Below are 25,615 nucleotides of genomic sequence, written 5' to 3' on the forward strand. Positions count from 1 at the left end.
AGTTGTGCTATTCAATAAATTCAAATTCAAATTCAAGTAGACGGACAGTATCGCCATCTTTTGCACCGCGCTCACGAAGAGCATCATCAATTCCCATACCGCGCAATTGACGTGCAAAACGACGGATCGACTCTTCACGAGAGAAGTCAGTCATCTTGAAGACGCGCTCTACAGTACCACCAGATAAGACGAATGCACCGTCATCATCGCGTGTGATCACGAATGCATCACGAGACGCTTCGTGCTTGTAAAGAACAGACTTGTCAGATGCTTCTTCCACCACTTCATGTAATGGGTACTCAGGCGCTGTTTCTAGCGTTTCTGAGATGGCATACAATAGTGGTTGCAATCCTTGACGAGATACTGCAGAGATTGGGAAGATTTTCACGTCTTCGCCAATTTTTTGTTTGAACTCTTGCAGATTTTCTTCTGCGTCTGGCATATCCATCTTATTTGCTACAATAATTTGTTGGCGTTCTGTCAGACGAAGATTGTAGTTTTTCAATTCTTCATTGATTGTTAAATAGTCTTCGTATGGATCGCGTCCTTCCATTCCGGACATATCGATGACGTGCACGATAACACGTGTACGTTCAATGTGCTTAAGGAACTGGTGACCAAGACCGACACCTTCAGATGCCCCTTCGATCAGACCAGGAAGATCGGCCATGACGAAGCTCTTGTTGTTTTCCATATCGACCATACCAAGATTCGGTACAATCGTTGTGAAGTGGTAAGCACCGATTTTTGGTTTCGCTGCAGACACTACAGACAATAGTGTTGATTTTCCAACGCTTGGGAAGCCGACGAGTCCTACGTCTGCTAATACTTTTAATTCTAAGATAACGTTCAACTCTTGCCCTGGTTCCCCTTTTTCAGAAAGCTCAGGAGCTGGATTTTGTGGTGTCGCAAAACGAATGTTTCCACGTCCACCGCGTCCGCCTTTGGCAATTGTTTTTTGCTGGCCATGCTCGACTAAGTCAGCAAGGATATCGCCAGTTTCTTCATTGATGATGACTGTACCCGGTGGAACTTTGACGATCATATCGTCTGCTCCGCGCCCGTGCATACCTTTTGTTGCTCCGTGTTCCCCACGGTCTGCTTTAAAGTGACGTTTGAAACGGAAATCCATTAATGTACGTAAGCCTTCTTCGACTTCAAAAATTACATTTCCTCCGCGTCCACCGTCTCCACCAGCAGGTCCCCCGTTTGGTACATACTTTTCACGACGAAAGGCAACCATACCGTCTCCGCCGTCTCCACCTTTAATATAAATCTTTACGTGATCGACAAACATGTTCTCACTCCTGTCCTCATCTAGCCACTAGCTTTAGTTTCAGAGAGGTTTTTGTATATTCCAGTACTTCTGTTGTAAATTCTGCATCTCGTTCACACGAGATTCCTTGAAGGTCCGTCCAGCTCCCCACAAATTGAATATGAATTTCAAGTGGTGCATCCATGCAAAATAGCACATGCATGAGCTGATCGTGATACCCGGTAAACCGCTGTTTCATTTGTAGGACGAATACTTGGAACATCTCTACTAATTCCATATCCTGCGCTGGTGTCGCTTTCTCGGTCCCTGCGACTTCATAGGTCGCTTTCAGCTCCGGATGATACATATGAATCGTCTCTAACCAATTGTTCGTTTGCATAAAACCCGCATTGTTTAGTCGAAAGAAATATTGGCAACGGAGTGAATACTCTTCAATCAGCCGACGGACCTCTTCCGTACGGCCAAGGTCAAGATTCATCTGCATCACCTGGAGCCGATTTAATGTATCGTGATTGACTGCGCGCAATACTTCATTCAATTCCAATTGTTCTTTCACATTCATCCACTCCACAGCTAAGGTGTCTTTATTATACCCTTCATACGCACATAAATTCCACTCCATGTGCACAGTCAGCAAAATAAAAAGGACTGCAAGTGCAGTCCTTAAAACAGATAAGCTTATGCTTCTTGAGCTGTTGGGTATACGCTCACTTTTTTCTTGTCGCGTCCGAAGCGCTCGAAACGAACTACTCCATCAACTTTAGCGAAAAGTGTATCGTCACCACCACGGCCTACGTTTTCACCTGGGTGAATCTTTGTACCGCGTTGACGGTAAAGGATTGAACCACCAGATACGAATTGACCATCAGCGCGTTTTGCGCCAAGGCGTTTAGATTGAGAGTCACGACCGTTTTTAGTCGAACCTACTCCCTTTTTCGATGCGAAAAACTGAAGATCTAATCTTAACATGTGTCTCACCACCTGTTTAGTTATAGGATATTTTTATATACTGACCATAATCTTTTTCTATCGTTTCGAGTGATGTACGAAGTGTTTCGAGTATGATTTCAACTTTCAACATCGTCATCTCATCCTCTAGTAGAGGAAGCTCGACGGCTAAATAGCCTCCGTCCTGTCCTAAGTCAATGATCGGTTCGATCTGAGCGTTCTCAAAAAGAGAATTCACAGCGCCAAATGCAACAGCCGAAGCTCCTGCACAGACAAGATCTTTACCTGAGTCATCGAATTCAGCGTGGCCGGACATCGAAAATGACTGAATCTTCCCTGCATCCGTTCGGTTGAACTCAACACGAATCATGATTATAGGTTGATTGCGTCAACTACTAATTTCGTGTACGGTTGACGGTGACCTTGCTTTTTACGGTAGTTTTTCTTCGCTTTGTATTTGAAGACAGTAATTTTCTTAGCTTTACCATTCTTCACGGCTTTCGCTGTTACAGTTGCGCCTTCCACGAATGGAGCTCCAACTTTCACATCGTTCCCACCAACGAATAAAACTTTATCAAATGTTACAGTCTCATCAGCGTCTACATTCAATTTCTCGATGTAGATCTCTTGACCAGCCTCAACTTTGATTTGTTTACCACCAGTTTCAATAATTGCGTACATATTCCTGCACCTCCTCATATACTTAGACTCGCCTGCCATCAGGTGATTCCCGAGGGAATTCTTGTACCTTCTCAGAGCGGTTGCAGCCACAGGTGCTACAAAGACTAACATCAAATAGAATAGCATAATTACAGGGTGAGAGTCAAGACTTGTTCGCCTTATAATTTTCAATTCCAAGCACAATCCAGATGATGGGCGGAAAGAAGTTCAATTCCATCAATTTTATGTTTGTATATATAGCAAAAAGACAGTACGTGGCAAAATAAATTGGCTTCACATAATCTTACTTATTAAATGAAATAACCCCTGGGGTTGTCCTTCACTAAGTTAACTAGTGATTTGAGACAACCCCAGGGGTTTTATTATTTTCCGAAAATCGATTTGAGTTTCGAGAAGACGCCGCCTTTAGAGTCGTTCATCGACATCAATGGCACTGACTCACCTAAAATGCGGCGGGCAATGTTACGGTACCCTTGTGATGCCTTTTGAGTCGGGTCCATCACGATCGGTTCACCTTTGTTCGATGAACTGATTACGCGCTCGTCGTCTGCCACGATTCCGAGTAAATCGATAGACAGATGTGTAGTGATTTCATTGACATCCAGCGCTTCACCTTTATCCATCAGATGTTGGCGAATGCGGTTGATGATCAGTTTGGGTGGCTCTAAGTTTGGTTCTTGCTCAAGTAGACCGATAATACGGTCCGCGTCGCGCACAGCTGAGATTTCAGGAGTGGTAACAACGATTGCTTGATCAGCACCTGCGACTGCATTTTTGTAGCCTTGCTCGATTCCAGCTGGGCAGTCAATCAAAATGTAGTCATAGTCTTGCTTTAATTCAGCAATTAATTCTTTCATTTGCTCCGGAGACACCGCATGCTTGTCCGCTGTTTGAGCAGCCGGTAGCAAAAATAGCTTGTCGTCGAAGCGTTTATCTTTGACGAGTGCTTGGTGCACCTTACAGCGCCCTTCGACTACGTCCACTAAATCATAGATGATGCGGTTTTCAAGTCCGAGGACTACATCTAAATTGCGAAGACCGATATCTGTATCTACAAGACACACTTTCTTGCCTTGTAAAGCCAATGCAGTTCCCAGGTTGGCCGTCGATGTTGTTTTACCAACGCCCCCTTTACCTGAAGTAATTACGATCGCTTGTCCCACATTAGCTTCCTCCTTTAAACGTCGAGATGTCCGGACGAATCCGTCTTAATTCTTGGAGTCGGTCGATAACCAACTTCCCTGTTGTATGTAAATACGCACATTCCATTTCCGGATGCTCAGACAAGACTGTAAGCTCGTCTGTCATCGTTTCAAGTACATCGTCAATCTGCAAATGCGTCGCCTCTAGCCAGCTTGCTGCGATAACTGCTGCTCGGTTACCATTTACGCCTGCATGAGCAATGCCCTTGAGTCTTCCGAGAACATAGATGTTTCCTCCAGCAATGACACGTCCATTCGGGTTGATGTCCCCAATTACGACGAGGTCTCCCTCCGCGCGAACGATTTGGCCGGAACGCACAATGCCGACATAGGTCTCCGATTGCTTTTCAACCAGACGTTGATTGCATTCTTCAACCGTCATGACTTCACTTTGCACTTTGGTGATACGTATTTTTTTGCTTTTTTCGATCAACTGAATGACGTCTTTCTTTTGCTCATCGGTTAAAAAACGATGTCCGAGTTGAATCGTCATCTCCGCCTGACCATCAAACGCCTCTTCAGCTAGTTTTACTGTGAGTTCGTCAAGAAGCTCTTGGTACCCCATCTGGTCATCGAGCCGCATGACAAGACCATCTTTTGTTCCTCGGATGGTGATTCCTTGTTGTTTGGACAAACACTTCACCCCATCTATCATGTGTTTACGTGATATTTTTGTTCATAACGCTGGACGAGTAGCCATTTGAAAAACCAGCCAGTGGCGGCAACAAATACTAGGTTTGCAAGCATCGTCGGAACGAGGCGCAATCTTAAAAACTCATCAAATACTAAACCACTCGAACCGATAATCGTGTTGAACACGAAAAGTAGAGACTCTAGTCCGGCAAGCAACAACAGCAACAGGAACGATAGCGTGAAAATATTCAGATGCACATATCGCATGACCCATACACTGATGAAAATTAAAATCGGATAAATAAAGCTATACAGTCCAATAATATCAATGAAAAACACATCATACAAGAGACCAAAAATCACACCGAGCAACATGGCACGCTTGCGATTGTAATAAATCGCTACGAACACTAGGTAAATAATCAGAAAGCGCGGAACTAAAATGTAAAACTCAGGCCCTATGCTAACAGGAGACAATAGACCGAAAATCGGTTCCATGTAAAAAAGAAAAATGGCGACGAAGATGACAAGAGCACGAATCATTCGCTGTCCTCTCCTTCGACCACTTCTTCTTCCTGTACTTGCCCGTCTACACCTGACACCATAGGCATTGCGCGAGAAGCAATAATCACTTGGTTAAGCGTCAAGAGATCGTCTGCAGGCTTCACATACGCTAGTTTCGTCAGTCCGTGATCGTCCGACGTGACTTCAGTCACCTCTCCGATATAAATACCTTTCGGGAAAATGCCTCCTAGTCCGGATGTCGTGATTTTCTGACCTTCCACAACATTTGCGTTCGTGTCTAAGCGGCGCAGAATCAATTCTCTGCGTTCTTCATCATAGCCTTCAATCAAACCAAAAATTGTTTCGTCTTCTGCTACAAAAGCAGAAATACGATTGTTAGGATTTTGTGTAGTGACGAGTTCAACTGTCGCGGTGCGATTGGTAACAAGTGTGACCTTTCCAATCAGACCTTGTGCTGTCATGACCGCCATGTTGGCTTCGACGCCATGGACAGCTCCGCGATCTAAGATGATTTTCTCATCCCATTGATCGGGATTTCGTGCGATAACCGTTGCGCGAATCGGTTCATAATCGCTCAAGTCCTCTTCCACACCGACTAGCTCTTTTAACTCCGCGTTTTCTTGCTGGAGTTGCTGGACTTCGGCTTGAACAGAGGCATAATCTTGGATGCGTGCCTTCAAACGCTCATTTTCTTCATATGTATGGAGAAAATCTTCAATGTTTTTATAACGTTCAACGACAAAATGCGTTGGTTTGGCAACGAGTGATTGACCAAAACCAACGACATCCTTTATCAATGACTCCGCGATATTTGCGTTGCCGCGATCACGAAGTGAAAAACTGATTAACACCACAAGAACGATCATGCCCACCAATAATGCAATCAGCCGTTTAGCGGAAAATAGTGATGGCATGGTAACGTCTCCTTATCTACGTGGTTGTTGTTTACGAATATCATTTAAATGATCGAGTGCCATGCCAGTTCCGACAGCTACACAATCAAGTGGATCTTCAGCAATGAATACAGGCATGTTTGTTTCGTCGCTGATCACTTTATCCAAGTTCTTCAAAAGTGCTCCGCCACCTGTTAACATAATGCCGCGTTCCATAATATCCGCAGACAATTCAGGAGGAGTTTTTTCAAGTGTACGTTTCACACCGTCAATGATTGTTGTAATTGACTCACGCAGTGCATCTGCAATTTCTTTTGAAGTGATTTCGATTGTTTTTGGAAGACCTGTGACCAAATCACGACCACGAATTTCCATCTTTTCTTCATCACCGATGACTAGTGCTGAACCAATTTCCATTTTGATGGCTTCAGAAGTACGTTCACCAATCGTCAAATTATACATTTTACGAATATAACTTGTGATTGCTTGATCCATAGCGTCACCCGCTACGCGAACCGATTCACTTGTTACAATTCCTCCTAAAGAGATAACAGCCACTTCTGTCGTCCCTCCACCAATATCGACGACCATTGATCCAGTTGGTTCCCAAACCGGTAGATTTGCACCAATTGCTGCTGCAAAAGGTTCTTCAATTGTCACAGCGTCACGTGCACCTGCTTGTTTTGCTGCGTCGATGACTGCGCGTTGCTCTACAGAAGTAATTCCGTAAGGCACACAAATCATTACATTTGGCTTGCTCCATGAAGAACCTGCCGCTTTTAAGCCTTTTTTCATAAAGTCTTCAATCATACGTGAAGTTGTTTCAAAGTCAGCAATAACACCGTCTTTCATTGGACGAATTGCGACGATTGACCCTGGTGTACGGCCAATCATATTACGCGCGTTGACTCCAACTGCTACGATGTCATTTGTTTGTGTGTTCTTAGCTACTACAGAAGGCTCACGAAGGACGATACCCTTCCCCTTCATAAATACAAGTGTATTTGCTGTTCCTAAATCAATTCCAATATCTTTTGCTCCAAATCCAAACACGGTCCAACTTCCTTTCTATCGCTGTCACATACGTGACGTCATAAAGTTCATTATAGACGATAGATGGAAAATAATACAGCCTCACATGTACCCCTTTTCTTTGAGACTTATGAACTGATGGTCCCCGATGATCAAATGATCGAGCAACTCGATACCCATGATCTGCCCAGCATCCCGTAGGCGTTTTGTCACAGCGATGTCTTCTGGAGAAGGTGTTGGATTGCCACTTGGATGATTGTGAACCGCAATAATGGATGCGCAGGATTTCTTAATAGCTTCACGGAACACTTCCCTTGGGTGAACAATGGATGCACTCAGTCCGCCGATAAAGATTGTTTGTTTATGGATGATTTGGTTTTTGACGTTCAGAAATAAAATGATGAAATGTTCCTGCATCAAGTGATGGAGGTCATGTTTGATATAATCAGCAGCATCTTTTGGAGAGCGCACTGTCACGCGGTCTTGCACGTCTTGTACTGACAAGCGTCTACCAAATTCTACAGCTGCTAATAATTGCACGGCTTTCACGGGGCCAACTCCTTTGATCTGTGTCAATTCTTCAATTGTTGCGTTTTTCAGGTAATGAATTCGTTCAAAATATTTTAAGATTTCGTTTGAGAGTGACAGCACCGATTGTTCTTTTGTTCCCGTCCGCAATAGGATAGCAAGCAGTTCTTGATTTGAAAGGCTTTGCGCCCCTTGCTGCATCAATCGCTCACGCGGCCTGTCATCTTGGTTCACATCGCGGATTAATTCGAAAGTTTCTGCCAGTACTTTAGTCATCGTATTCCCCCTTTCGAGCTAGTGTACCGGCTAAATAAATTGGTGAAAAACGATAGACAATTTTAAAAATAGAGTTGTGTGAAATGGTTCAATTGAGCTCAATCGCAACACAGGCTTGTTTCGTGAGGACCAAATCCAAGGTGAACAGAGGACTTACCGATTTGTCTTTAAATGTGGCGAGCACATTTTGCAACTTTTGCATTTCGTCACTTTGAAGTTTTGCGGCCTCTGCATGCGTCAAAATAAAATTTTGATCGGTGCTATTCTCAAGGTTATCCACAAGAACCTCGATGTGCGCAGGACAGCCAGTTGTTTTGATTGCTGGAATTGTGTCGGTGACAGGTACTTTTTGGGAACTGATTCCATTTAGATGTGTAGAACGCGAAGTAAAACGTTGAGTTCCGCTGCGGGGCTGCTTTCCGTGGGCGCGGCGTGAGCCCCTCCACTCCACTCAACTTCATATTGTCCTTGGTATATATTACTGTGCTTAATTATAGAAATAAAAAAAGAGTGCCAAAATCACTGTTGGCAACTCTCTCTTCTGTGATAGATGATTTATTAAACTTGTTGCAGTTCAAAGCCCGGAAGCCAGGATGTCATTTCCCGGGCCATCAGAGTTTTACTGAGACCCCGCAACGAGACGAAGTCGACGTGAGGAGGCTCAGTGACACTCTCCCAGGAAATGATATTCTGGATGTAAGGATTACTATTAAAACAAATTTACATACCAGTCGATTAGTTGTTGTCCGTAGAGCTGGACGATGACTGCAGCAATGGCGATGGAAGGGCCAAATGGAATTGGCGTTTTGCGGCCCTTTTTGGCAAGGCGTAAGGAGATGATACCAAAAATTAAGCCGATGACTGACGCGAGTCCGAGAACGACGAGCGACTGGATAGTTCCGAGCACAATTCCTATGACTAGGAACAATTTAATATCGCCGCCACCCATTCCACCGCGAGATACGATTGCAATTAATAGCAGTAACGTAAAACCGACGGCAGCACCGAGATAGCTATCCCACCATGGGTCAAGCGGTTCGAAAATGCGCAAAACAATGAGCGGGATTCCGAAGAACAATAAAAACTTATCTGGAATCAACATATATGCTAGATCCGAAACTGTTAATACGACAAGAAGTGAATAAAACACAAGTGCTACAGCAAGCTCAAGTGACCAGCCGAAATGCCAAAATGCTAACGCAAATAACACACCTGTTATAAGTTCCATCAGTGGGTAGACAAAACTAATCTTCGAACCGCATCCTCGACATTTCCCGCGGAGGAAAATATACGAAAACACGGGAACTAGGTCTAACACCGTCAACCTGCGTGAACATTTCGGACAATGCGACGGCGGATGGACAATCGATTCCCCGTTCGGTACACGAAGTCCAACCACGTTATAAAAACTTCCAAACACTAAACCATAAATAAAAAATAAACCTGTGACAACTGCAGTCAATTGAATGAATTCCTTTCGTGGGGACGATCTTTGTATTTTTCTTTGTACATCTGTTCATCAGCACGCATCAACAACTCGTCTATCGTGTCGCCATTTTCGCGGTAAGCTCCTCCTACACTAAATTCGACAGGGACATGTTGTTCTCCTAGCTGAACAGTAAAGTTTTTGCCTTGCGATTTAATAAATCCAACCGATTCATCGAGCTGTGACTTTCGTGTGATGCCCTCGAGCAACACTACAAATTCATCTCCGCCTAGGCGCGCTGAAAAGTGAGGAGCCGGAAATATGCTTCCGAAACTTGAGAATCCTAAAATTAGCATAGACAACACAAAAAGAGTGGCTGCAGGCAGAAGATAGACAACAATGTAAACAGTTAGTTGTCCGGCTTCCATCGCAACCACCCCTGGCAGGTTATTGAATATAATAGAATGTTGTAATCGTCAGTGAGGCACTGATTTGTTCCTCAGCTTCCGTTGCAATTTGCTCTTCTCCAGGAAGACCTGTGTCGAGAGCATCAATACGATACACACGCTCTAAGTTTTCAATTTCTTTCATTATAGCAACGAGTTGCTCTTCTGTCTCGGCAGTGACATCAATCGTCATCGTGATCATGCGCAGTTCTAGAGGTAGATCTGCAACGGAGATCGTCGATACTGGTGTTTCTCCTTCAGCGGCTTCTTCACGTGCTTCTGTTGAAGAATCTCCAGGCTCTGGCGTCTCATCATCCGTTTCCGGAGTCTCTGCTTGCTCTTCCGGCTCTTCGTTCACGACTTCTTCCTCTTCTTCTTCAACGAATCCTGTAACGCCTTCTGAATCATAGCCATTGAAACTGACACTCCCGACATTTGTGGCCGTAATCAATTCGATTTCTTCGATTGTTCGAATAATCTTATCGATTTCCAGTTGGTTCGGTACTTTTTTCATCAGTTCGTACGGGTCGTCTTGAAGCGGAAGCTCGCCTTCTTCTTCAGCCGTCTGTTGTTGCAATACAGCAATCTCTGCTTGAATCAGTGCGTTGGCATTTCGCTTGGCGTCATTTTCGCCTTGTAGCGGTAAGATATACAGATAATACACGCCCGCTAAAATAAGTGCGATGAGCGCCCCTCCAAGTAGGAACGCTGCTCGTTTGTTTTCACGAATCGAATCCATCATGGTTGTGTCACCCCCTGCGCGACATATTCAGGAAGTGGTGTGAGACGAATCGAAGCCGTGTAGCGTGGTGCAACTTCGTTCTCTTCCACGATGCCTTCTTGTTCATTTGTTGTGCTGAGTGGTTCAAATTCTAAAATACTGTCCACTTGAACATTTGCGAAATAATTGCTCTTCATTAGGTTCTCAACGAAAAATGCTACTTCTGATTTTGTCTCGAAATCAACGGCTAATGTGATTGTTTCCGGGCTAAAGCTATAGTTGCGAACGTATGTATTCTCGTCAGCAAGGTTTTGAATTTCTTCGTATAAAGGAGATACCGGGTATGAATTCAGCTCTACAAATAGCACCGCATCTGCATAGCTGATTTCAGGCACTTCTTCTCCAGTCGATACTTGTTCTTGCAAAGCAGTCCGCTCCGCGACAAGAATTTGTTCTTGCGCTTGCAGGTCTGCCGCTTCTTGTTTGATTCCCATTAAATAGATGGCTAGAAATACGATTAGCGCACCGAGCACAACGATAAATAAAATAAGGCCTAAATAACTCTCCGGTTTACGCTTTTCAAAGACGGGAAGTAAATTAATTTCCGGATTCATGGACATCCCCCTTTAACGCGAGACCGATGAGTGACACGTCACTCGATCCGAATCCATTATAAAACTTGCGCACATCTTCATCTCGTACAGTTGTCACTTGCGGGAAAGATAAGTTTTCCCGAAGTAAGCCGTCGATGTAATCAAGTTCTGGTGACTCGCCAAACGATACGATTTCTTCTACCGCAATGTCCCCTTTATGAATCGAGAAACGGTAGAAGGTCATCATACGCTCAAGTTCAGTCACTTGTTCTGCGAGTTGATAGCGATACGCTTCAACATCCCCATCTAGACGGAATTTAATGTCGTCTCCTTCAGCATAGGAACGATACACGCCGTTTTCTTTCTCAAAAGGCTGATAACGCAAGAATTCGACTTCCCCATCGCGGTAGATTGTGACGACAACGCCTGTCATCAACCATTCCACAAGTAGATACGATTTATCTGTTTTAAAATAATCGCGCTTTGTAAAATAACGAATAGCAGACAACGCACGAAGATCTGCAATGACAGGATCAAGTCCCGCGTCATCCAAGATATTCGCAAAGCGCATGACTTCTTCAGCAGGAGCAGCAAATAATGTAGCTTTTTGGTCACCTGGAGTTGGGTCATACACGTCCAGTAACGGGTTCTCGAACGGTAGTTGAATCGAACGCCCAAGCTCCATCTGTACATACCCTTTTAAACCTTCAGTCTCCACGTCTTCTGGATGCTCGATTGCTTTCATCATGACTGCACTGTCCGGAACGAAATAACGCACTTGATCGCGCTTGATGCCCCAAGAAGAGACTTGTTCTTTCATCCAATTAAAATAGCCAATTTCATCTTTAATATGATCATCTTCTACATACCCAGGAGGCACAGCCGCTTCGTACAGCAACCAGTCGTCCCCATCCTCACGTGGCCGAACTAGCGCACGTAACACTGTCTCGTGAAGATCCATCGACACGATTTGTCGACTTCCGCGTTTTCGAAACATCCCATGACCCCTCTCGTCCATCTCTTTCTACTTGTCGCACTACCAAGCTTATGTCAAGCCGGATTGCTCCGGCTTCAAATAAGGTTGGTATTAGATCAACCACCAGTATTTAATGCAGCTGTTCCACCAGTAACAGTTACACCAGTAACTACCTCAGAACCTTTAATGTTTGTATGATTAATTCCTGCCATAGTCGCAGCATTGAATTCAATAGTCTTAGACCCGCTAAAAGGTAATGCCGCTGTTTCCAAAGTATTACCAGTTGTGACTTTAGTAACAGTTCCATCTGTAACTTTACCTTCAGATTGTAAAAAACCATTACTCTTAAGAGTAGCTACATCAACAGAAGCTGCACCAGAATTTTGTGTAAAATATAAGTTTGCCGCATTCATAACATTCGCTGCATCTGCTTTGACGGCATCATATCTTGAATTTTCAATAACATTTCCAATTGCCGGGATAGCAATTGCAGCTACTATTGCTAGGATAACGATTACAGCTAGTAATTCAATTAGTGTTAAACCTTTTTGATTTAAACGTTTTTTTAATAATTTTTTCATAAATGAGTTCTCTCCTGTCGTTTCATTTTTTTGTTCTAAGTACGATTTTTCATTCATTCCGTTTTCTCACCTCCTTAAATGGAATAATTTCATCACATTTGTTCATATAAACTAAACATTGGAATCATAATTGCCATAACAATTCCACCGACAATAAAAGCTAAAAACAATATCATGAGTGGTTCAATTAATGACTTTAAAGTATCAACTGTGCGGTCTACTTCTTCTTCATAAAATGTTGCAACTTTTTCTAACATATAATCTAGAGATCCTGTTTGTTCCCCAATCAAAGTCATTTGGGTAACGAGTGGTGGGAAAATCCAACTTTCTTGAAGTGGTGCTGTTAATGTGCTACCTTTTTCAAGGCTCCGTTTCGCTTCATTCAACACTTTTCCGATGACTGGATTTCCAGAAACCTTCTCTACAATTGTTAAAGCTTGAAGAATCGGAACAGAAGAACTAAAGAGTGATGATAAAGTTCTTGTAACACGCGCAATCGATGATTTCTGAACAAGTTGACCGAATACAGGCATACGCATAATGGCGTAATAGACGCCAAAATTGAATTTATTGTTGTTTTTAAATAAATACATGAAAATTGTTACTACCAAAACAATTGCGATGATGATGATATACCAACTCGTTTGCAAAAATTCACTCATTGCCATCACGACTTTCGTAATGGTAGGCAGTTCAGCCCCCATATCATCAAACATATCAACGAATTGAGGTACTACTGTTAACATTAAAAAACCAGCAACACCAAAAGTTAGGATAAGTAAAATTACCGGATACGTCATCGTTGACTGCACTTTTTTCTTAATCGCAAATTGCTTTTCAAGTGACATTGCCAAGCGGTCAAGCGAGTTATCCAAGTTTCCTGTCGCTTCCCCTGCTCGAATCATGTTGACGAAAACACCAGGAAATACGTTAGGGTATTTAGCTGCTGCGTCGGAGAATGTAAGACCTGTACGGACGTCTTCTTCCACGCTATTTAGAGCTTTTTTTAGTGGCTTTGATTTCGTTTGATCGGCTAAGATTCTCGTCGATTCTACTATAGAGACACCTGCGCGAATAAGTGTCGCGAACTGGCGCACATAGATGACGAAATCCTGGTTTTTTACTTTTGCTCCAAACGATAATTCTTTATGCAAAATCGATTTGGACTCTTCCACTTCACGCGGGTTGATTTTCATTTCACGAAGTTTTTGAATCGCTTGCGCTTTTGATACTGCGTCAATCGTGCCTTTTTTAATGGCTCCTTCTATGGAGCGGCCGTTATAACGAAATACAACCATTAGTAATCACCTGCCGGTAGGTATGGCTTTGCGTCTTCGTACTTGATCGAGCCTTTTGTAATCAGTTCTTGAATATTTGCTTCAAGCGTGTGCATGCCTAGTGCGCGACTCGTTTGCATGACGTTTTGAATCTGGTGCACTTTTTCATTTCGAATCAAGTTCGAGACGGCTGGTGTAGAAATCAAAATTTCTGTAGCCGCTACCCGCCCATTTCCGGTTGCATTCACGAATAATCGTTGAGAGACAATTCCTTGTAACACGTTTCCAAGTTGAATACGGATCTGACCTTGTTGAAACGGTGGAAACACGTCAATGATCCGGTCGATTGTCGTTGGTGCGGAACTTGTGTGTAATGTCCCCATCACTAAGTGACCAGTTTCAGCAGCTGTGATCGCTGTAGATATCGTTTCCAAGTCCCGCATCTCACCGACTAGGATGACGTCTGGATCTTGACGTAGTGCTGCCCGCAATGCATTAGCGAATGTCATGGAGTCAGCACCGATTTCACGCTGATTCACAATTGACTGGTTGTGTGGATGTACATACTCAATTGGGTCTTCAAGTGTCAAAATGTGTCGCGACATCGTACGATTAATATGATCAATCATCGCTGCAAGTGTCGTCGATTTTCCTGAGCCCGTAGGACCTGTCACTAAAATCAACCCCTGCGGACGTTCTGCTAAGTCATATAATACCTTTGGCATGTTGAGCTGTTGTAAAGTTGGAATAGAGTTTGAGATTTGGCGGGCAGCTAGTGCCATACGCTTTTGCTGGTGGTAAGCATTGATACGAAAACGACATTTTTCGCCGAGAGCAAACCCGAAATCCGTCTCGCCTTTTTCCGCGAACTCTTCTTGCTTATCCGCTGGCAACAATTCATTGACCATTTGCTTGGTCATTTCTTCCGTCAAAACAACTTCTCCACCAGGAATCAACTTCCCGTTCTTCCGGAACATTGGGGGAACACCCACTGTGATATGCAAATCCGAAATCTTTTCTTCATAGCTGCGATTGAGTAAATCGAGTATTGAGTAACTCAGCGGGGTTACCTCCTCTAGTCAAGTTTGGCAACGCGGAATACTTCTTCTGTCGTTGTCACGCCTTGAGCTACTTTTTCCATCCCGTCCTGCAGAAGGGATTTCATATTTGCTTGTTTCATATAACGCATGATGTCACGTTGACTTCTGCCGTCAACAATCATCGTGCGTACTTCGTCATCGACTTCTAATACTTCATGGACTGCGAGTCGCCCGCGGTAACCTGTGTTGTTACAAGCCGGACACCCAACACCACGTGAAATTTCGTCAATTTCGAGGCCGTTTTCTTGGAACAACTCTTTTTCACGACTCGTTGCAGGCTCTTTCACTGCGCAATCTCGGCATACACGACGTACAAGACGCTGCGAGATCACTCCAACTAGTGAAGAGGCAATTAAGAATTGCTCAATTCCCATATCGCGAAGACGTGAGACCGATTCAACTGCAGAGTTCGTGTGCAGGGTGCTTAAAACTAAGTGACCTGTAAGTGATGCTCGAACCGCGATTTGTGCGGTCTCTAAGTCACGAATCTCCCCGATCATGACGATGTCTGGATCTTGTCGAAGAATCGAGCGAAGCCCCGCTGCGAACGTGAGGCCCACTTCTTCTTTTACTTGAATCTGATTGATGCCTTCTAACTGATACTCGACTGGATCTTCGACTGTGATGATGTTTACTTCATCTTCATTTAAGCGGTTCAAACCCGCATACAGAGTAGAAGATTTACCAGAACCCGTAGGACCTGTGATGAGGACAATTCCATTTGGACGTTTCAACATTTTTTTGAACGACGTTAAGTTCGTGTCGCTGAAGCCAAGTTTGGAAATATCGTTGATAGCATTCGTTAAATCGAGTACCCGCATTACGACTTTTTCGCCATAAATCGTTGGGAGTGTCGATACGCGAATATCGACTGGCTTCATATTGATGTTTTGTTTGATTCGTCCATCTTGCGGGATCCGGTGCTCGGTAATGTTTAAGTTCGCCAAGATCTTGATACGCGCCAAAATGACGTTTTGAATGTATTTAGGTAACGCTCGCTCTAGATGCAGTACTCCGTCAATCCGGTACCGGACGCGGAAGTCTGTTTCTTGTGGATCAAAGTGAATATCCGATGCACGTTGCGTGACGGCATTACTAATGAGTTGATTCACTAAGTTGACGATTGGTGAGTCGAGATCCGTGATTTGATTCTCGTCTTCTAAACTCGTTGGAATGATATCTTGCAAGGACATATCCATCGTTTCTTTCAAATCATAGAACTTTGTCAGCATGCGCAGTAAATCGTATTTCGCTGCAATCGCCGGTTCGACTTGAAGACCTGTTGCCATTCGGACTTCTTCTACTGCGAAGTAATCCATCGGATCGGCCATCGCAAGTAAGAGTTTATTGCGTTCACGTTTAATTGGCAGAACTAACAGTCGCTTTGCAATATCTTTTGGAACAAGTGACGTCAGTTCTGGATCAATTGGGTATTGTGTCAAGTTGATATTTGGAATGCCTAGTTGGCGCTCGAGCATTTCATTTAATTGCTGTTCGGTGATGAGGTTCTCACGAATGAAATAGTCCCCAAGTTTTTCAGAAGGCGCTTTGTTTTCTAGACCATATTCGAGTTGTTGCTGGGTAATCATGCCCGCATCTACCAGCATATCCCCAATCCGTTTTTTCGTCCCAGGTTTCATCGTGAATCCCTCCCTCCGTTAATCAACCTTATTTCCGCCTTTGTCATAATCCGGTGTGCCATCGTTATCAGCATCTGCAGGGTCATTGGTTGAATCATTGCCAGAGCCTGTTCCATTTCCTGATCCTGTACCAGATCCTGATCCGGAACCACTGCCGGTGCCGTTACCTGAACCCGTTTCAGTACCCGAGCCAGTTCCCGTACCACCAGTCGTTCCTGTTCCAGTACCTGAGCCAGTTCCAGTTCCATCAGTCATTCCTGTTCCAGTACCTAAACCATCAGCAGGATCCCCCGTTGTTGGGACAGTTGGTTCTGGAGCTGGTGGTGCTTCTTTCGCACTGACTTCCACTAAAGTATTTACTGGTGGATAGTAGTCACGAGCGATAATTTCTTGTGTTTCAAATGATCCTGTCTTCGATGAAACGGTGCGGTATGTTACGACTCTCCAACCGCTTCTACCGGTTTCGATTTGACGAGACTGACCGTAATTTAAATCTGCAACCAGACGTTCCACACGTTTCGGTTCAATTTCTTCACGAGATCCTACTTCAAAACTAGCAGTAGAATCTGGATTTAGTGTTAGGAATTCAAGTAAGTATGTACCACCCGAGTTTGTTGCTTGGATAGTTACTGGTGTATCAAACGTATTTTTGAATTTAAAATCACGGTTCAACTTCGCGTTGATCATTGCTTCTAATCCTAAAGTCGAATAGTCTGGTACGACCCCTTGTGAGTGACGTTCAACTAAATCAAATTCCGTTTGAAGGACAGTTATATAAAACATCGACGCCACAAAGTTCGCCGTTGCTTCTGAAATCGGTGCAGCACCTTGCACTAAAGTTTCATTTAATGAAAGAATTTCTTGGGGTTGAATCACTTTATTGTGTATCAGCTCGTTTACTGCATTTAGTTCTGCAGCTGGTAGTCCCGTTTGAACTGTTACAAACCCAACGCGTTCCAAGTCTGCTATAGAAATGTCACTCGCAATTAGTTGAATTGATTCATCACTCAATACACTAGCTTTTAAGCGAAGGTCTTCTGTTGTTTTAATTCTGTCAAACGCTGGATCTGCATCGATTGCAGAAGTAAGGCGGTCACTGATTGTTACAACAAGTGGTTGATGGACTTCTTGATCGCTTTTCCAAAATGCATACCATGGTACATTTGCTTTACTAACAAATTGGTCAACCGATTGCGCGATATCAAAAACAAAATCATCTGCTGTCACTTCTAATGAAGGATTCGTTGCATTTAACTGCACGACCGCTGATGCTTTCCATACATCAATCTCTGTTGCAATCCAAGCCGTCACTTCTTCCTCATCTGTTGAAGGGGCTACTTTTCCACCTAATGTATGTGTATGTTCATTCGCTAATACAAAAGGAGAAAAAAGTAAAGCGAGTAGGCCAATACTAATTAAACCTGCAATTACTTTCCTCAAATTGATTCACTCCCCCGCTAGATTTACCTACTACTCTCTATAGGCCTTACATCATAGAATTCTCTCATTAATCTCATTGTAACGTAATACTTGTAACTTTGAATACAACTATTTACCTTATTTATGAAATCTTTACGACATATATTTCCTTTGTTTCATTCTTTTTAATCCTCTGTTATGATGAAAGTATAAAGGGTACCATAGGGGGGTGCAAGAGGTGTTTAGAAATTTTCTGAATTCTAAAGGATTTACATTAGTAGAGGTTTTAGCATCTGTTGTACTTTTAGCTGTTGTGTTATCCATTGCGTTAAGTGTATTTCCGAATATGTTTAGGACGAATGAAGTGAATGAGGAGAGTCTCGACTCGGTAGCAGTTGCGAAAGATGCGCTTGTAAGAGCAAAAGGCTGGGAAATAGATGGAGCTAATCCACCTCCACAATTTAACCTTGTAAGTAGCAATGAAACTTTCAATAAGTTATTTGCAGATAACAACAAACCGACTCAAGACTTTTATGTCGCTACTGAGACAACACCTTTATCTGGTGGTTATCAAATTTATTATCTAGTGGATGATAACGAAGTTGACGGACTAGACTTATTTGAAGTAACAATTTATGTTGTGGAAAAAGAATCTATCCGTGCAACAAATTATGGCTACCTTACATCTGATAATCTACCAGTTACAGTGACCGGAGGATGACAAGATGAAAAATCAAAAGGGTATTACTTTAGTGGAGTTACTTGCGGTTATTGTAATTATAGGATTTCTTACAATTCTGATTTGGAGAATTTTTTTCCAGACGATTGATTCCAATAGTTATGCCGTTACTACACAGTCTTTACAACAGGAAGCGAATGTGATTTTGTCGACATTACAATCTACTCATACAAGAAGCACAATTATAGATCTAAAAATTGAGGCTGGCCAATTAGTGATTAACTCTAAAGATGATGGTGAAATTAGAATTCCAAAACGCCCTGGAGTCACTTATCAACTTTATAATGTCTCGCCCACTATTGAAAATAATATAATCAATCAAGAAGAAGCTACTTTGAGTATTGCAAGTTATTCAAATGGGGGAAGAATTCTTTTGCCTGTGCATTTGAGCTTAACTGCTGAATTCAAGGATGGAAAATCAACTTATTATGTATTAAATACAACATTATCAAAATTAACTACTGACTAGCTAAGCGACTTCGCTTAGCTTTTTTAGGTCTTTGGACTAAACTTCTCATTATGTAAAATCGTTATTTTTACATTCCAGAATATCATACCTATAGACCTATCTCTTTTGATATACTAATAGTAATTATATTCCATGAGTGGAGTGAGAAATCATGAATTTCTTAACAAATCAAAAGGGCTACACATTATTACTAACATTAGTTTTAGTAGTGTTGTTGTTTCTTGTAACTGCTTCGTTTGCTGTTGCATCTATAAATCAATCTAAGCAAATTAAAAATACTAGTACAACTAGCATCTCCTACTCTGTAGCCGAGATGGGTGCAGAGTATATCGAGGCAAAAACCTCAGAAATTATTATTCGTCACCAACAAACACTTAAGCGTGATGTGGAAAGCATAGACAAGAATTTAACCAGAATTCAATTCGATAACAAAGTGGAAGAATCGATTGCTAAACATGAGCTTGCAACAGCAATAGAGATTATAGAATTGTTAAGAACTTTAGATAAGGATGTAGATAGTAACTCTTACCACACATCCACTTCAGTTGATCCGACTTATTCATTACAAAATGAGGTTGCAAATTTCATCTCATCGAATAAAAAAGTCGTAACTGTATATGGAACCTCTTTAATTGGAGATTCAAGTAAAGAAAACTCAATTGATCTGACAATTAACTTACCCGATAATCTAGGAATTAGCTATTCAATTACCACTACTGCAGCAGGAACTCCTGTGGTCGGTATTACATTTAATGAATTCATGTGTGGCACAAATTTTGCTTGTTCAAATAGTGAATTAAAATTTGCAAATAACACAGCTCCTCATACTAGAGATATTTTAAGTACAAAAGCTATTAGTTTTGAAAAACTTGAGAATAGAAACAACAAAAAAAAGGGGGATCTTGATGGTACTAATTTAGCCAAAAACACTATTACTGTTCTATCTGAAAAATCCATTACTTTTAATCACAATCAAAGTTATGTTTATAATGCCAATGTAGTAACAAATATATTAAATTTCACTTCAAACTCTAGCGCAGTTAAAACATCTTTTACTAACTCGAAGATTTTAGTTAAAGATATTTTTATTCAAAAACCTAAAAACAAAGTTATAGCATTAAATAACTCTACGATGTGTGTATTTAATTCATTTTGGGATCCAACTGATAATTATATATTAGAAAATAATAGTAAACTATTAATATTTAATCCAGCAAAGTATAAAACAAATCAATCTTACTCAGGTCCTGTTTACTTAGATGAAGCTCGTTTTGAGACAGCCTGCTCTGTAAGTATAACTTCTGAATATGCAAGTTCTTCTCAATCCATCACAATTACTCCCATAGAATGGGCATCACTAACAAAAATCAAATACAACTAAAAAACAGCCGATGCGGCTGTTTTTTTAGTTACTATTGTATTCCGCTACACGATTCCGCCCCGCCTGCTTAGCTCCAATGTAGAGCGCGCGATCGGCGTTTCGTAGCATTGTGATTGTTTCATCGGTATCTTCTGGTGCATTTGAAACACCAATCGAGACCGTCAAATAAATGATTTCATCTTGTCGATTTTTGGAGAGGTCCGAATCTATTAAAAAAGGAGTGATTTGAACTTCTTTTCGAATCTTCTCGCCTAGTTCAGCGGCATCTTGTTTCGTCATGTGCGGTAATAGAATGACAAACTCTTCTCCACCATAGCGTGCAATCGTTCCATCCTCTGGAACATGATTTTTTAATAAACGCGCAAAATCTTTTAATACACTATTTCCGGCATGATGGCCATATTGATCGTTAATTTGTTTAAAGTGGTCAATATCTAACATAAGTGCAGATAAATAAAGATGTGGATTCGTATCTAAGCGGTTTTGCTCAATTTCTAGCTTTTTATCTAAATAGCGATAATTATAAAGTCCGGTCAAAGCACATGTCTCACTTTTCTCAACAGCTGCGTGTACGTATTTTGCTTTTTCTAAAGAAACTGCAAAGTACGTCGATAATAAGTGAACAATGTCCATCTGGTATTTTTCAAACGCATATTTCTTTCGCGCAGATAAAATGACCATTCCTTCTGTCTTTTTGTTGCGATGGATAGGAACAATTAACAAGCTGTTCATATCTTTCTCAAGAAAATCAGGCGCATCTTCTCTCCACTCAGAAGCTTTACTAAAGCACTGTTTTTCAGATCGACTAAAATAAGAATGAATGAATGAGTTCTGTATCGATTCTGAATCTACTTCAATTGTAACTTCTTCTTTGTCCACAACAGCTCGGAGTACAACGTAGCGGCCTTTTAAATTATCAACAATGTAAATGGCATCGAGCGGGAACAATTCTGCCACTCGCTTCATAAACATATCGACAATTTGATTGACACTTAAGCGATCTGCCATTTCATGACCAAATGCGCTGGCTTTCGAAAGTGCAAGGTTAGCACGCTCTACGGTATTGTACATTCGCACGACATAGGTAACAAGTAAAAATGGAATACCTAGTAATAGAAAGGCAATCCAACCGATCTCATTTTGAAGCACGTATAGTGATATCGCATAAGGCAATGTAATTAAGCTTCCCGTGTAGTCCCAAAGAGCATCGCGTGAGAAGAATTTATCTTTACTTCCTAAAATCCTGTCTCTTGTATATAAAATGATGTGATTGCTTGTTAAACTTACGAACATAAACACACTAGCTCCAATTAAAATCATTCCAATGTCTGTTGTACCGAGCTGGTACCCAACTGCATGAGCCGCCAAAGCCGATACTAAAGAGACCAGAACAAACATCCAAGAATTAAATAAAATCCGATACGGCAAATCTGTTAAAAAACGAACGCGGAATAACATCGGTAAGATTGAAAATTGTACGAGAATCATTTCAACACCTGCCCCGTACTGCAGAAAAGCTGCAACTGTCACCCATTGGGATAGGAATATTGTTGTTGCCCCGATATGGAATGGAATAGCAGTTGTTGCAAGTGCCAATATGAACATAAACGAAAAAATCAGCCAGTCGATTGGTTGACTAGGAAATGCGAGAAAAAGGAGTGCCATGAGTGGAAGTGCGGTAAAGCAATAAAGTAAAACGATGGTACGTTTCGTACGCTTGCTGAATTCCATTGTCTCCCGCCTTCCATTTTTAGAGTTGTCTGACAAATAAAATTATAGCACTCCATAAGAAAAATCCATCGGGCATTATTGGCTTTTTTTGAATCGCCATTCAGTTAAAAAGTACAGTGAACCTGTGAGAAAAGTACTTGTTTTTCCATCGTTTGTTAAATTTATTACTATATCTTCGACTTTCTTCAAATCACAATTTTCTATCCGACATAATTCGACTAGTCTATTTGCATCAAGTGCACGTTCATGAGAAAATTGGACAAATGTGATTTTATCTGCGACTTCTTCCAGGGCTATTAAAATTTCCTTATACTCTTTATCGGCTAATATTCCCATTATTAAATGGATAGATTGACCTTTGAATGATTTTTTTATTGTCTCAGCGAGTTTGACTGCACTTTCTAAGTTATGGGCTCCATCCAAGTACACATTTTCTGCAATCTTCTCCATTCGAAATGGAATATAGGCGGTTTTCAAAGCTTGCTCGATCGCACCGGGATTAGATTCAACTAATGATTGGAAAGCTGCAACTGCCAGTGAAGCATTCATTCGCTGGTGGTCGCCGAGCAAAGCAATTTCGATTTCATCGCCCAGGGGTGCAATCATGTTCAGTCTTGCATTCTTCGTTTCCACTTCCTTTTCGATTGGCGCGAGATAAATCGACTCTGGTACAAAGACATTCGCCTTCTGTTTGATAATGCCCGCTTTGTGCGAGCCGATGTCATCGAGTGTTGTACCTAAGAAATTGGTGTGGTCAATCGAGAGGCTTGTAATGACTGCTGTACTGTTTGGCACGACATTTGTGCTATCAAAGCGACCACCCATTCCGGTTTCAACTAGCCACATCTCCACTTCTTTTTGTTGAAAGAACAAAAATGCGCAGACCGTGAGAAGCTCAAAGTCCGTTAGTGTCTTTGCTTCTTCTACCTTTGATACTTTCTCGACAATCGAATTCATTTCGTGCTCGCTGATTGTAGTACCATTTACTACAATTTGATCATGTACATCAACTATCGCAGGTGACTGAAACGCTCCATATGTAAGATTATGTGTTTCACAAAGTGCTTTTAAAAATGCAATTGTGGACCCCTTCCCATTTGTACCTGCAACGTGAATGATTTTGTCATGACGTTCAGGGTGACCGAGTGCAGCCAAAACTCGCTCAATTCGCTCGAGGCCAGGTTCGATCACAGAACGGCTCTCAATACCGAATCGATTTTTGTATGTATCGAATCCAGTGATTTTCATCGTCTCATCTCCTTTTTCGAATTGAAAAAGCTCGCATTCCTAAGAATCCGAGCCTTTCATTTTTGTTACAGATTAAGAGTTACTAAGTATTCCCGAACTTCGCTCATAAAGTAAAGAGACCCTGTGATGACAAGAACATCTGTCTCTCCATGAGACGATTGGAAGTCTGTGATAACCTTTTTCCAGTCATCAACAGCTGACTTTTCTGTGTGGGACGAATAGTCCATCAATTTTTCTTTTGGAGTTGCGCCAGCGTGGTGGAACGATGTGAACGTAATGTCTGTTGCGACTTGATCGACCATCGCGACACTTGATGCATTGTCTTTCTCTTCAAGAGCTGCATAAAGGAAGTGATACTTGTATTCCGGATATACGGCCGTTAATGTTTGCAGAAGCATTGTCATGCCTTCTGGATTGTGGGCTCCATCGATCACGATATGGTCGCCGAATTTCTCAAAGCGCCCTGCCCACTTCGCTTTTTTCAGCCCTGCATAAATGGCTTCATCTGACACATTGAACGAATCTGCGATCGTTTTCACAGCTGTTACTGCTAAGCCTGCGTTCTCTGCTTGGTGAATGCCGAACATGGAAAGTGCGATATTTTCTAAACGGGCTTCCCCGATTTCTAAGTCGAACACTTGGTACCCGTCTTCTAATCGAACATTAGATACTTTCATGTGCTCTTCTAATTGTTGAAGTGGTGCATTTTTTTCTGCCGCCGTTTCACGAATGACAACTTGCGCTTCAGGATTTTTCACACTTGAAACGACTGGAACGCCTGGCTTGATGATTCCCGCTTTTTCAGACGCGATTTCTTGAATCGTTTCGCCGAGGACGTCCGTGTGGTCATATGAAACTGTTGTGATAACGGAGATGAGCGGTGTGATAACGTTTGTTGAGTCACGTAAACCACCAATTCCTGTCTCAATCAGCGCAACGTCTACTTGCTGTTCCGCAAAGTGCATGTACGCAACGATTGTGATAATGCCAAAGAACGTCGGATATTTGCCATCGTATTTTGTTTCGACAATTGATAGTACTTGGTTCAAGTAATCAAGCAATTTGTCGTCTGGAATCTGCACTTCGTTAATACGAATACGCTCATTGACGCGGTGAATGTGTGGTGATGTGAACACACCCACTTGTAGGTCAGCTTCTTTTAAAATTGAGTCAACTGCATTTAATGTGGAACCTTTTCCGTTCGAACCGGCAAAGTGGATGGTTTTAAATGTATGGTGTGGATTTCCGAGGTCGTTTAAGATATCCTCGATCATCTCTAGGGGTGTGCGTTTGTAAGTGCTCGTACGAATGGAGAATACGAAATCTAGGCATTCTTGTAAGTTAGTGTACATGCATTTGGTCTCCTCTTGGTGGGTGATTTCTTATCAGATTTAGTATAACAATTTGAGACACGAAATGTCACACTTTAGATGTGCAGATCGCCACTCTAGAAACTCCGACTTTGAAACGTTGAGTTCCACTGCGGGGCTGCTTTCCGTGGGCGCTGCGTGAGCTTCCTCGTCGCAGGCTCCTGCGGGATCTCACGGCAGACTGGAATCCCACTGGAGTCAACCCCTCCTTTCCACTCAACTTCATTTGAAAGGTTCCCTTCACTATTCATTCAACGATTACCAACAGTTCCCAAAAGGTACCTGGTACCCGCACAATTCCAACACAATTTATAAATAGTCAGAAATTAACATAAGAATGCGGCCTCAAAATGTATATCTAGTGAATAGTCATGAATGTCAGAATAGTTTTTGGGACAGGTACCTAAAAAATCATAACCACCAGTAGAACTGGTGGTTTGCTCTGCGCCTATAAGGCGCTTTTACTGGCCATGTCTGAAAGACATACTGAACGGGTGGACCAGC

Annotated in this window: 27 protein-coding genes and 1 other annotated feature; of the genes, 3 read left to right on the top strand and 24 right to left on the bottom strand. The window is 42.2% G+C overall.

Annotated elements, in window-relative coordinates; genetic code table 11:
- Positions 1 to 7 precede the first annotated feature (7 nt).
- From obgE to JOD03_RS07785, 21 genes are all read right to left on the bottom strand, one after another.
- The gene (gene obgE / locus JOD03_RS07685; protein WP_204590268.1) at positions 8 to 1,297 is read right to left on the bottom strand and encodes a GTPase ObgE; all 1,290 of its coding nucleotides are present in this window, start codon (positions 1,295 to 1,297) and stop codon (positions 8 to 10) included.
- Positions 1,298 to 1,313: 16 nt separating this feature from the next.
- The gene (locus JOD03_RS07690; RefSeq protein WP_204590269.1) at positions 1,314 to 1,898 is read right to left on the bottom strand and encodes a Spo0B domain-containing protein; all 585 of its coding nucleotides are present in this window, start codon (positions 1,896 to 1,898) and stop codon (positions 1,314 to 1,316) included.
- Between the two features lie 56 nt (positions 1,899 to 1,954).
- Positions 1,955 to 2,245 (bottom strand): 50S ribosomal protein L27, encoded by a 291-nt coding sequence (gene rpmA, locus JOD03_RS07695; RefSeq protein ID WP_094944214.1) that lies wholly within the window; start codon positions 2,243 to 2,245, stop codon positions 1,955 to 1,957.
- Positions 2,246 to 2,261: 16 nt separating this feature from the next.
- Entirely contained in the window at positions 2,262 to 2,594 is a 333-nt protein-coding gene (locus JOD03_RS07700; RefSeq protein ID WP_204590270.1) for a ribosomal-processing cysteine protease Prp, read from the bottom strand.
- Positions 2,595 to 2,596: 2 nt separating this feature from the next.
- Complete coding sequence (gene rplU, locus JOD03_RS07705) at positions 2,597 to 2,905, bottom strand: 50S ribosomal protein L21 (protein ID WP_204590271.1); 309 nt, start codon at positions 2,903 to 2,905, stop codon at positions 2,597 to 2,599.
- Between the two features lie 14 nt (positions 2,906 to 2,919).
- Positions 2,920 to 2,997: a sequence feature (ribosomal protein L21 leader region), on the bottom strand.
- Between the two features lie 270 nt (positions 2,998 to 3,267).
- Complete coding sequence (minD, locus tag JOD03_RS07710; RefSeq protein WP_204590272.1) at positions 3,268 to 4,068, bottom strand: septum site-determining protein MinD; 801 nt, start codon at positions 4,066 to 4,068, stop codon at positions 3,268 to 3,270.
- A 1-nt stretch (position 4,069) separates the two neighbouring features.
- Positions 4,070 to 4,741, bottom strand: coding sequence for a septum site-determining protein MinC (gene minC, locus JOD03_RS07715; RefSeq protein ID WP_204590273.1), 672 nt, complete (start codon positions 4,739 to 4,741; stop codon positions 4,070 to 4,072).
- Positions 4,742 to 4,758: 17 nt separating this feature from the next.
- Positions 4,759 to 5,283 carry a rod shape-determining protein MreD gene (gene mreD / locus JOD03_RS07720; protein ID WP_204590274.1) on the bottom strand — a complete coding sequence of 175 codons (525 nt, stop codon included), beginning with the start codon at positions 5,281 to 5,283 and terminating at the stop codon, positions 4,759 to 4,761.
- Positions 5,280 to 6,179: a rod shape-determining protein MreC gene (gene mreC / locus JOD03_RS07725; RefSeq protein ID WP_204590275.1), complete on the bottom strand. Its 900-nt coding sequence runs from the start codon at positions 6,177 to 6,179 to the stop codon at positions 5,280 to 5,282. The genes mreD and mreC overlap by 4 nt, the downstream gene beginning before the upstream one ends.
- 12 nt (positions 6,180 to 6,191) lie before the next feature.
- Positions 6,192 to 7,211, bottom strand: a complete 1,020-nt coding sequence (locus JOD03_RS07730) for a rod shape-determining protein MreB (RefSeq protein WP_204590276.1) — start codon at positions 7,209 to 7,211, stop codon at positions 6,192 to 6,194.
- A gap of 81 nt (positions 7,212 to 7,292) precedes the next feature.
- Positions 7,293 to 7,994 carry a RadC family protein gene (gene radC, locus JOD03_RS07735; RefSeq protein WP_204590277.1) on the bottom strand — a complete coding sequence of 234 codons (702 nt, stop codon included), beginning with the start codon at positions 7,992 to 7,994 and terminating at the stop codon, positions 7,293 to 7,295.
- A gap of 709 nt (positions 7,995 to 8,703) precedes the next feature.
- Complete coding sequence (locus JOD03_RS07740; protein WP_204590278.1) at positions 8,704 to 9,456, bottom strand: prepilin peptidase; 753 nt, start codon at positions 9,454 to 9,456, stop codon at positions 8,704 to 8,706.
- Positions 9,453 to 9,848: a GGDEF domain-containing protein gene (locus JOD03_RS07745; protein ID WP_204590279.1), complete on the bottom strand. Its 396-nt coding sequence runs from the start codon at positions 9,846 to 9,848 to the stop codon at positions 9,453 to 9,455. The genes JOD03_RS07740 and JOD03_RS07745 overlap by 4 nt, the downstream gene beginning before the upstream one ends.
- A 19-nt stretch (positions 9,849 to 9,867) precedes the next feature.
- The gene (locus tag JOD03_RS07750; protein ID WP_204590280.1) at positions 9,868 to 10,608 is read right to left on the bottom strand and encodes a hypothetical protein; all 741 of its coding nucleotides are present in this window, start codon (positions 10,606 to 10,608) and stop codon (positions 9,868 to 9,870) included.
- A complete protein-coding gene (locus JOD03_RS07755) occupies positions 10,605 to 11,201 on the bottom strand; it encodes a PilN domain-containing protein (RefSeq protein WP_204590281.1) in 597 nt (198 codons plus the stop codon). Before JOD03_RS07755 ends, JOD03_RS07750 begins: the two co-directional genes overlap by 4 nt.
- Positions 11,185 to 12,177, bottom strand: coding sequence for a type IV pilus biogenesis protein PilM (pilM, locus tag JOD03_RS07760; RefSeq protein WP_204590282.1), 993 nt, complete (start codon positions 12,175 to 12,177; stop codon positions 11,185 to 11,187). Before pilM ends, JOD03_RS07755 begins: the two co-directional genes overlap by 17 nt.
- A 95-nt stretch (positions 12,178 to 12,272) precedes the next feature.
- The gene (locus JOD03_RS13850) at positions 12,273 to 12,794 is read right to left on the bottom strand and encodes a prepilin-type N-terminal cleavage/methylation domain-containing protein (RefSeq protein ID WP_338032451.1); all 522 of its coding nucleotides are present in this window, start codon (positions 12,792 to 12,794) and stop codon (positions 12,273 to 12,275) included.
- Positions 12,795 to 12,829: 35 nt separating this feature from the next.
- Positions 12,830 to 14,035, bottom strand: coding sequence for a type II secretion system F family protein (locus JOD03_RS07770; RefSeq protein WP_204590283.1), 1,206 nt, complete (start codon positions 14,033 to 14,035; stop codon positions 12,830 to 12,832).
- A complete protein-coding gene (locus tag JOD03_RS07775; protein WP_204590295.1) occupies positions 14,035 to 15,075 on the bottom strand; it encodes a type IV pilus twitching motility protein PilT in 1,041 nt (346 codons plus the stop codon). Before JOD03_RS07775 ends, JOD03_RS07770 begins: the two co-directional genes overlap by 1 nt.
- A 14-nt stretch (positions 15,076 to 15,089) precedes the next feature.
- Positions 15,090 to 16,754 carry a GspE/PulE family protein gene (locus JOD03_RS07780; RefSeq protein WP_204590284.1) on the bottom strand — a complete coding sequence of 555 codons (1,665 nt, stop codon included), beginning with the start codon at positions 16,752 to 16,754 and terminating at the stop codon, positions 15,090 to 15,092.
- Between the two features lie 18 nt (positions 16,755 to 16,772).
- The gene (locus JOD03_RS07785; RefSeq protein WP_204590285.1) at positions 16,773 to 18,194 is read right to left on the bottom strand and encodes a VanW family protein; all 1,422 of its coding nucleotides are present in this window, start codon (positions 18,192 to 18,194) and stop codon (positions 16,773 to 16,775) included.
- A 217-nt stretch (positions 18,195 to 18,411) separates the two neighbouring features.
- Here JOD03_RS07785 and JOD03_RS07790 point away from each other — a divergent pair, with 217 nt between their 5' ends.
- The 3 genes from JOD03_RS07790 to JOD03_RS07800 all read left to right on the top strand — a co-directional run bounded on the left by JOD03_RS07790 (position 18,412) and on the right by JOD03_RS07800 (position 20,762).
- A complete protein-coding gene (locus tag JOD03_RS07790; protein ID WP_204590286.1) occupies positions 18,412 to 18,894 on the top strand; it encodes a prepilin-type N-terminal cleavage/methylation domain-containing protein in 483 nt (160 codons plus the stop codon).
- A gap of 4 nt (positions 18,895 to 18,898) precedes the next feature.
- Entirely contained in the window at positions 18,899 to 19,381 is a 483-nt protein-coding gene (locus JOD03_RS07795; RefSeq protein WP_204590287.1) for a type II secretion system protein, read from the top strand.
- Between the two features lie 151 nt (positions 19,382 to 19,532).
- Positions 19,533 to 20,762 (top strand): hypothetical protein, encoded by a 1,230-nt coding sequence (locus JOD03_RS07800; RefSeq protein WP_204590288.1) that lies wholly within the window; start codon positions 19,533 to 19,535, stop codon positions 20,760 to 20,762.
- Positions 20,763 to 20,786: 24 nt separating this feature from the next.
- On the opposite strand, the gene JOD03_RS07805 is transcribed toward JOD03_RS07800, so the two are convergent.
- The 3 genes from JOD03_RS07805 to JOD03_RS07815 form a co-directional block, all read right to left on the bottom strand.
- Complete coding sequence (locus JOD03_RS07805; protein ID WP_204590289.1) at positions 20,787 to 22,493, bottom strand: sensor domain-containing diguanylate cyclase; 1,707 nt, start codon at positions 22,491 to 22,493, stop codon at positions 20,787 to 20,789.
- Between the two features lie 75 nt (positions 22,494 to 22,568).
- Positions 22,569 to 23,741, bottom strand: coding sequence for a bifunctional folylpolyglutamate synthase/dihydrofolate synthase (locus JOD03_RS07810; protein WP_204590290.1), 1,173 nt, complete (start codon positions 23,739 to 23,741; stop codon positions 22,569 to 22,571).
- Positions 23,742 to 23,806: 65 nt separating this feature from the next.
- Complete coding sequence (locus tag JOD03_RS07815) at positions 23,807 to 25,093, bottom strand: bifunctional folylpolyglutamate synthase/dihydrofolate synthase (RefSeq protein ID WP_204590291.1); 1,287 nt, start codon at positions 25,091 to 25,093, stop codon at positions 23,807 to 23,809.
- Positions 25,094 to 25,615 lie beyond the last annotated feature (522 nt).

It is taken from the genome of Chryseomicrobium aureum (assembly GCF_016909155.1).
Classification (GTDB): domain Bacteria; phylum Bacillota; class Bacilli; order Bacillales_A; family Planococcaceae; genus Chryseomicrobium; species Chryseomicrobium aureum.

What these genes read in the sequence shown, in the direction of transcription:
- JOD03_RS07805 (WP_204590289.1), bottom strand. Translation starts at nt 22,493, where the DNA reads ATGGAATTCAGCAAGCGTACGAAACGTACCATCGTTTTACTTTATTGC.
- JOD03_RS07750 (WP_204590280.1), bottom strand. Translation starts at nt 10,608, where the DNA reads ATGATGGATTCGATTCGTGAAAACAAACGAGCAGCGTTCCTACTTGGA.
- rpmA (WP_094944214.1), bottom strand. Translation starts at nt 2,245, where the DNA reads ATGTTAAGATTAGATCTTCAGTTTTTCGCATCGAAAAAGGGAGTAGGT.
- JOD03_RS07745 (WP_204590279.1), bottom strand. Translation starts at nt 9,848, where the DNA reads ATGGAAGCCGGACAACTAACTGTTTACATTGTTGTCTATCTTCTGCCT.
- JOD03_RS07800 (WP_204590288.1), top strand. Translation starts at nt 19,533, where the DNA reads ATGAATTTCTTAACAAATCAAAAGGGCTACACATTATTACTAACATTA.
- rplU (WP_204590271.1), bottom strand. Translation starts at nt 2,905, where the DNA reads ATGTACGCAATTATTGAAACTGGTGGTAAACAAATCAAAGTTGAGGCT.
- mreC (WP_204590275.1), bottom strand. Translation starts at nt 6,179, where the DNA reads ATGCCATCACTATTTTCCGCTAAACGGCTGATTGCATTATTGGTGGGC.
- JOD03_RS07700 (WP_204590270.1), bottom strand. Translation starts at nt 2,594, where the DNA reads ATGATTCGTGTTGAGTTCAACCGAACGGATGCAGGGAAGATTCAGTCA.
- JOD03_RS07770 (WP_204590283.1), bottom strand. Translation starts at nt 14,035, where the DNA reads ATGGTTGTATTTCGTTATAACGGCCGCTCCATAGAAGGAGCCATTAAA.
- JOD03_RS07755 (WP_204590281.1), bottom strand. Translation starts at nt 11,201, where the DNA reads ATGAATCCGGAAATTAATTTACTTCCCGTCTTTGAAAAGCGTAAACCG.
- mreD (WP_204590274.1), bottom strand. Translation starts at nt 5,283, where the DNA reads ATGATTCGTGCTCTTGTCATCTTCGTCGCCATTTTTCTTTTTTACATG.
- JOD03_RS07815 (WP_204590291.1), bottom strand. Translation starts at nt 25,093, where the DNA reads ATGTACACTAACTTACAAGAATGCCTAGATTTCGTATTCTCCATTCGT.
- JOD03_RS07810 (WP_204590290.1), bottom strand. Translation starts at nt 23,741, where the DNA reads ATGAAAATCACTGGATTCGATACATACAAAAATCGATTCGGTATTGAG.
- JOD03_RS07690 (WP_204590269.1), bottom strand. Translation starts at nt 1,898, where the DNA reads ATGGAGTGGAATTTATGTGCGTATGAAGGGTATAATAAAGACACCTTA.
- JOD03_RS13850 (WP_338032451.1), bottom strand. Translation starts at nt 12,794, where the DNA reads ATGAATGAAAAATCGTACTTAGAACAAAAAAATGAAACGACAGGAGAG.
- pilM (WP_204590282.1), bottom strand. Translation starts at nt 12,177, where the DNA reads ATGTTTCGAAAACGCGGAAGTCGACAAATCGTGTCGATGGATCTTCAC.
- JOD03_RS07795 (WP_204590287.1), top strand. Translation starts at nt 18,899, where the DNA reads ATGAAAAATCAAAAGGGTATTACTTTAGTGGAGTTACTTGCGGTTATT.
- JOD03_RS07780 (WP_204590284.1), bottom strand. Translation starts at nt 16,754, where the DNA reads ATGAAACCTGGGACGAAAAAACGGATTGGGGATATGCTGGTAGATGCG.
- radC (WP_204590277.1), bottom strand. Translation starts at nt 7,994, where the DNA reads ATGACTAAAGTACTGGCAGAAACTTTCGAATTAATCCGCGATGTGAAC.
- obgE (WP_204590268.1), bottom strand. Translation starts at nt 1,297, where the DNA reads ATGTTTGTCGATCACGTAAAGATTTATATTAAAGGTGGAGACGGCGGA.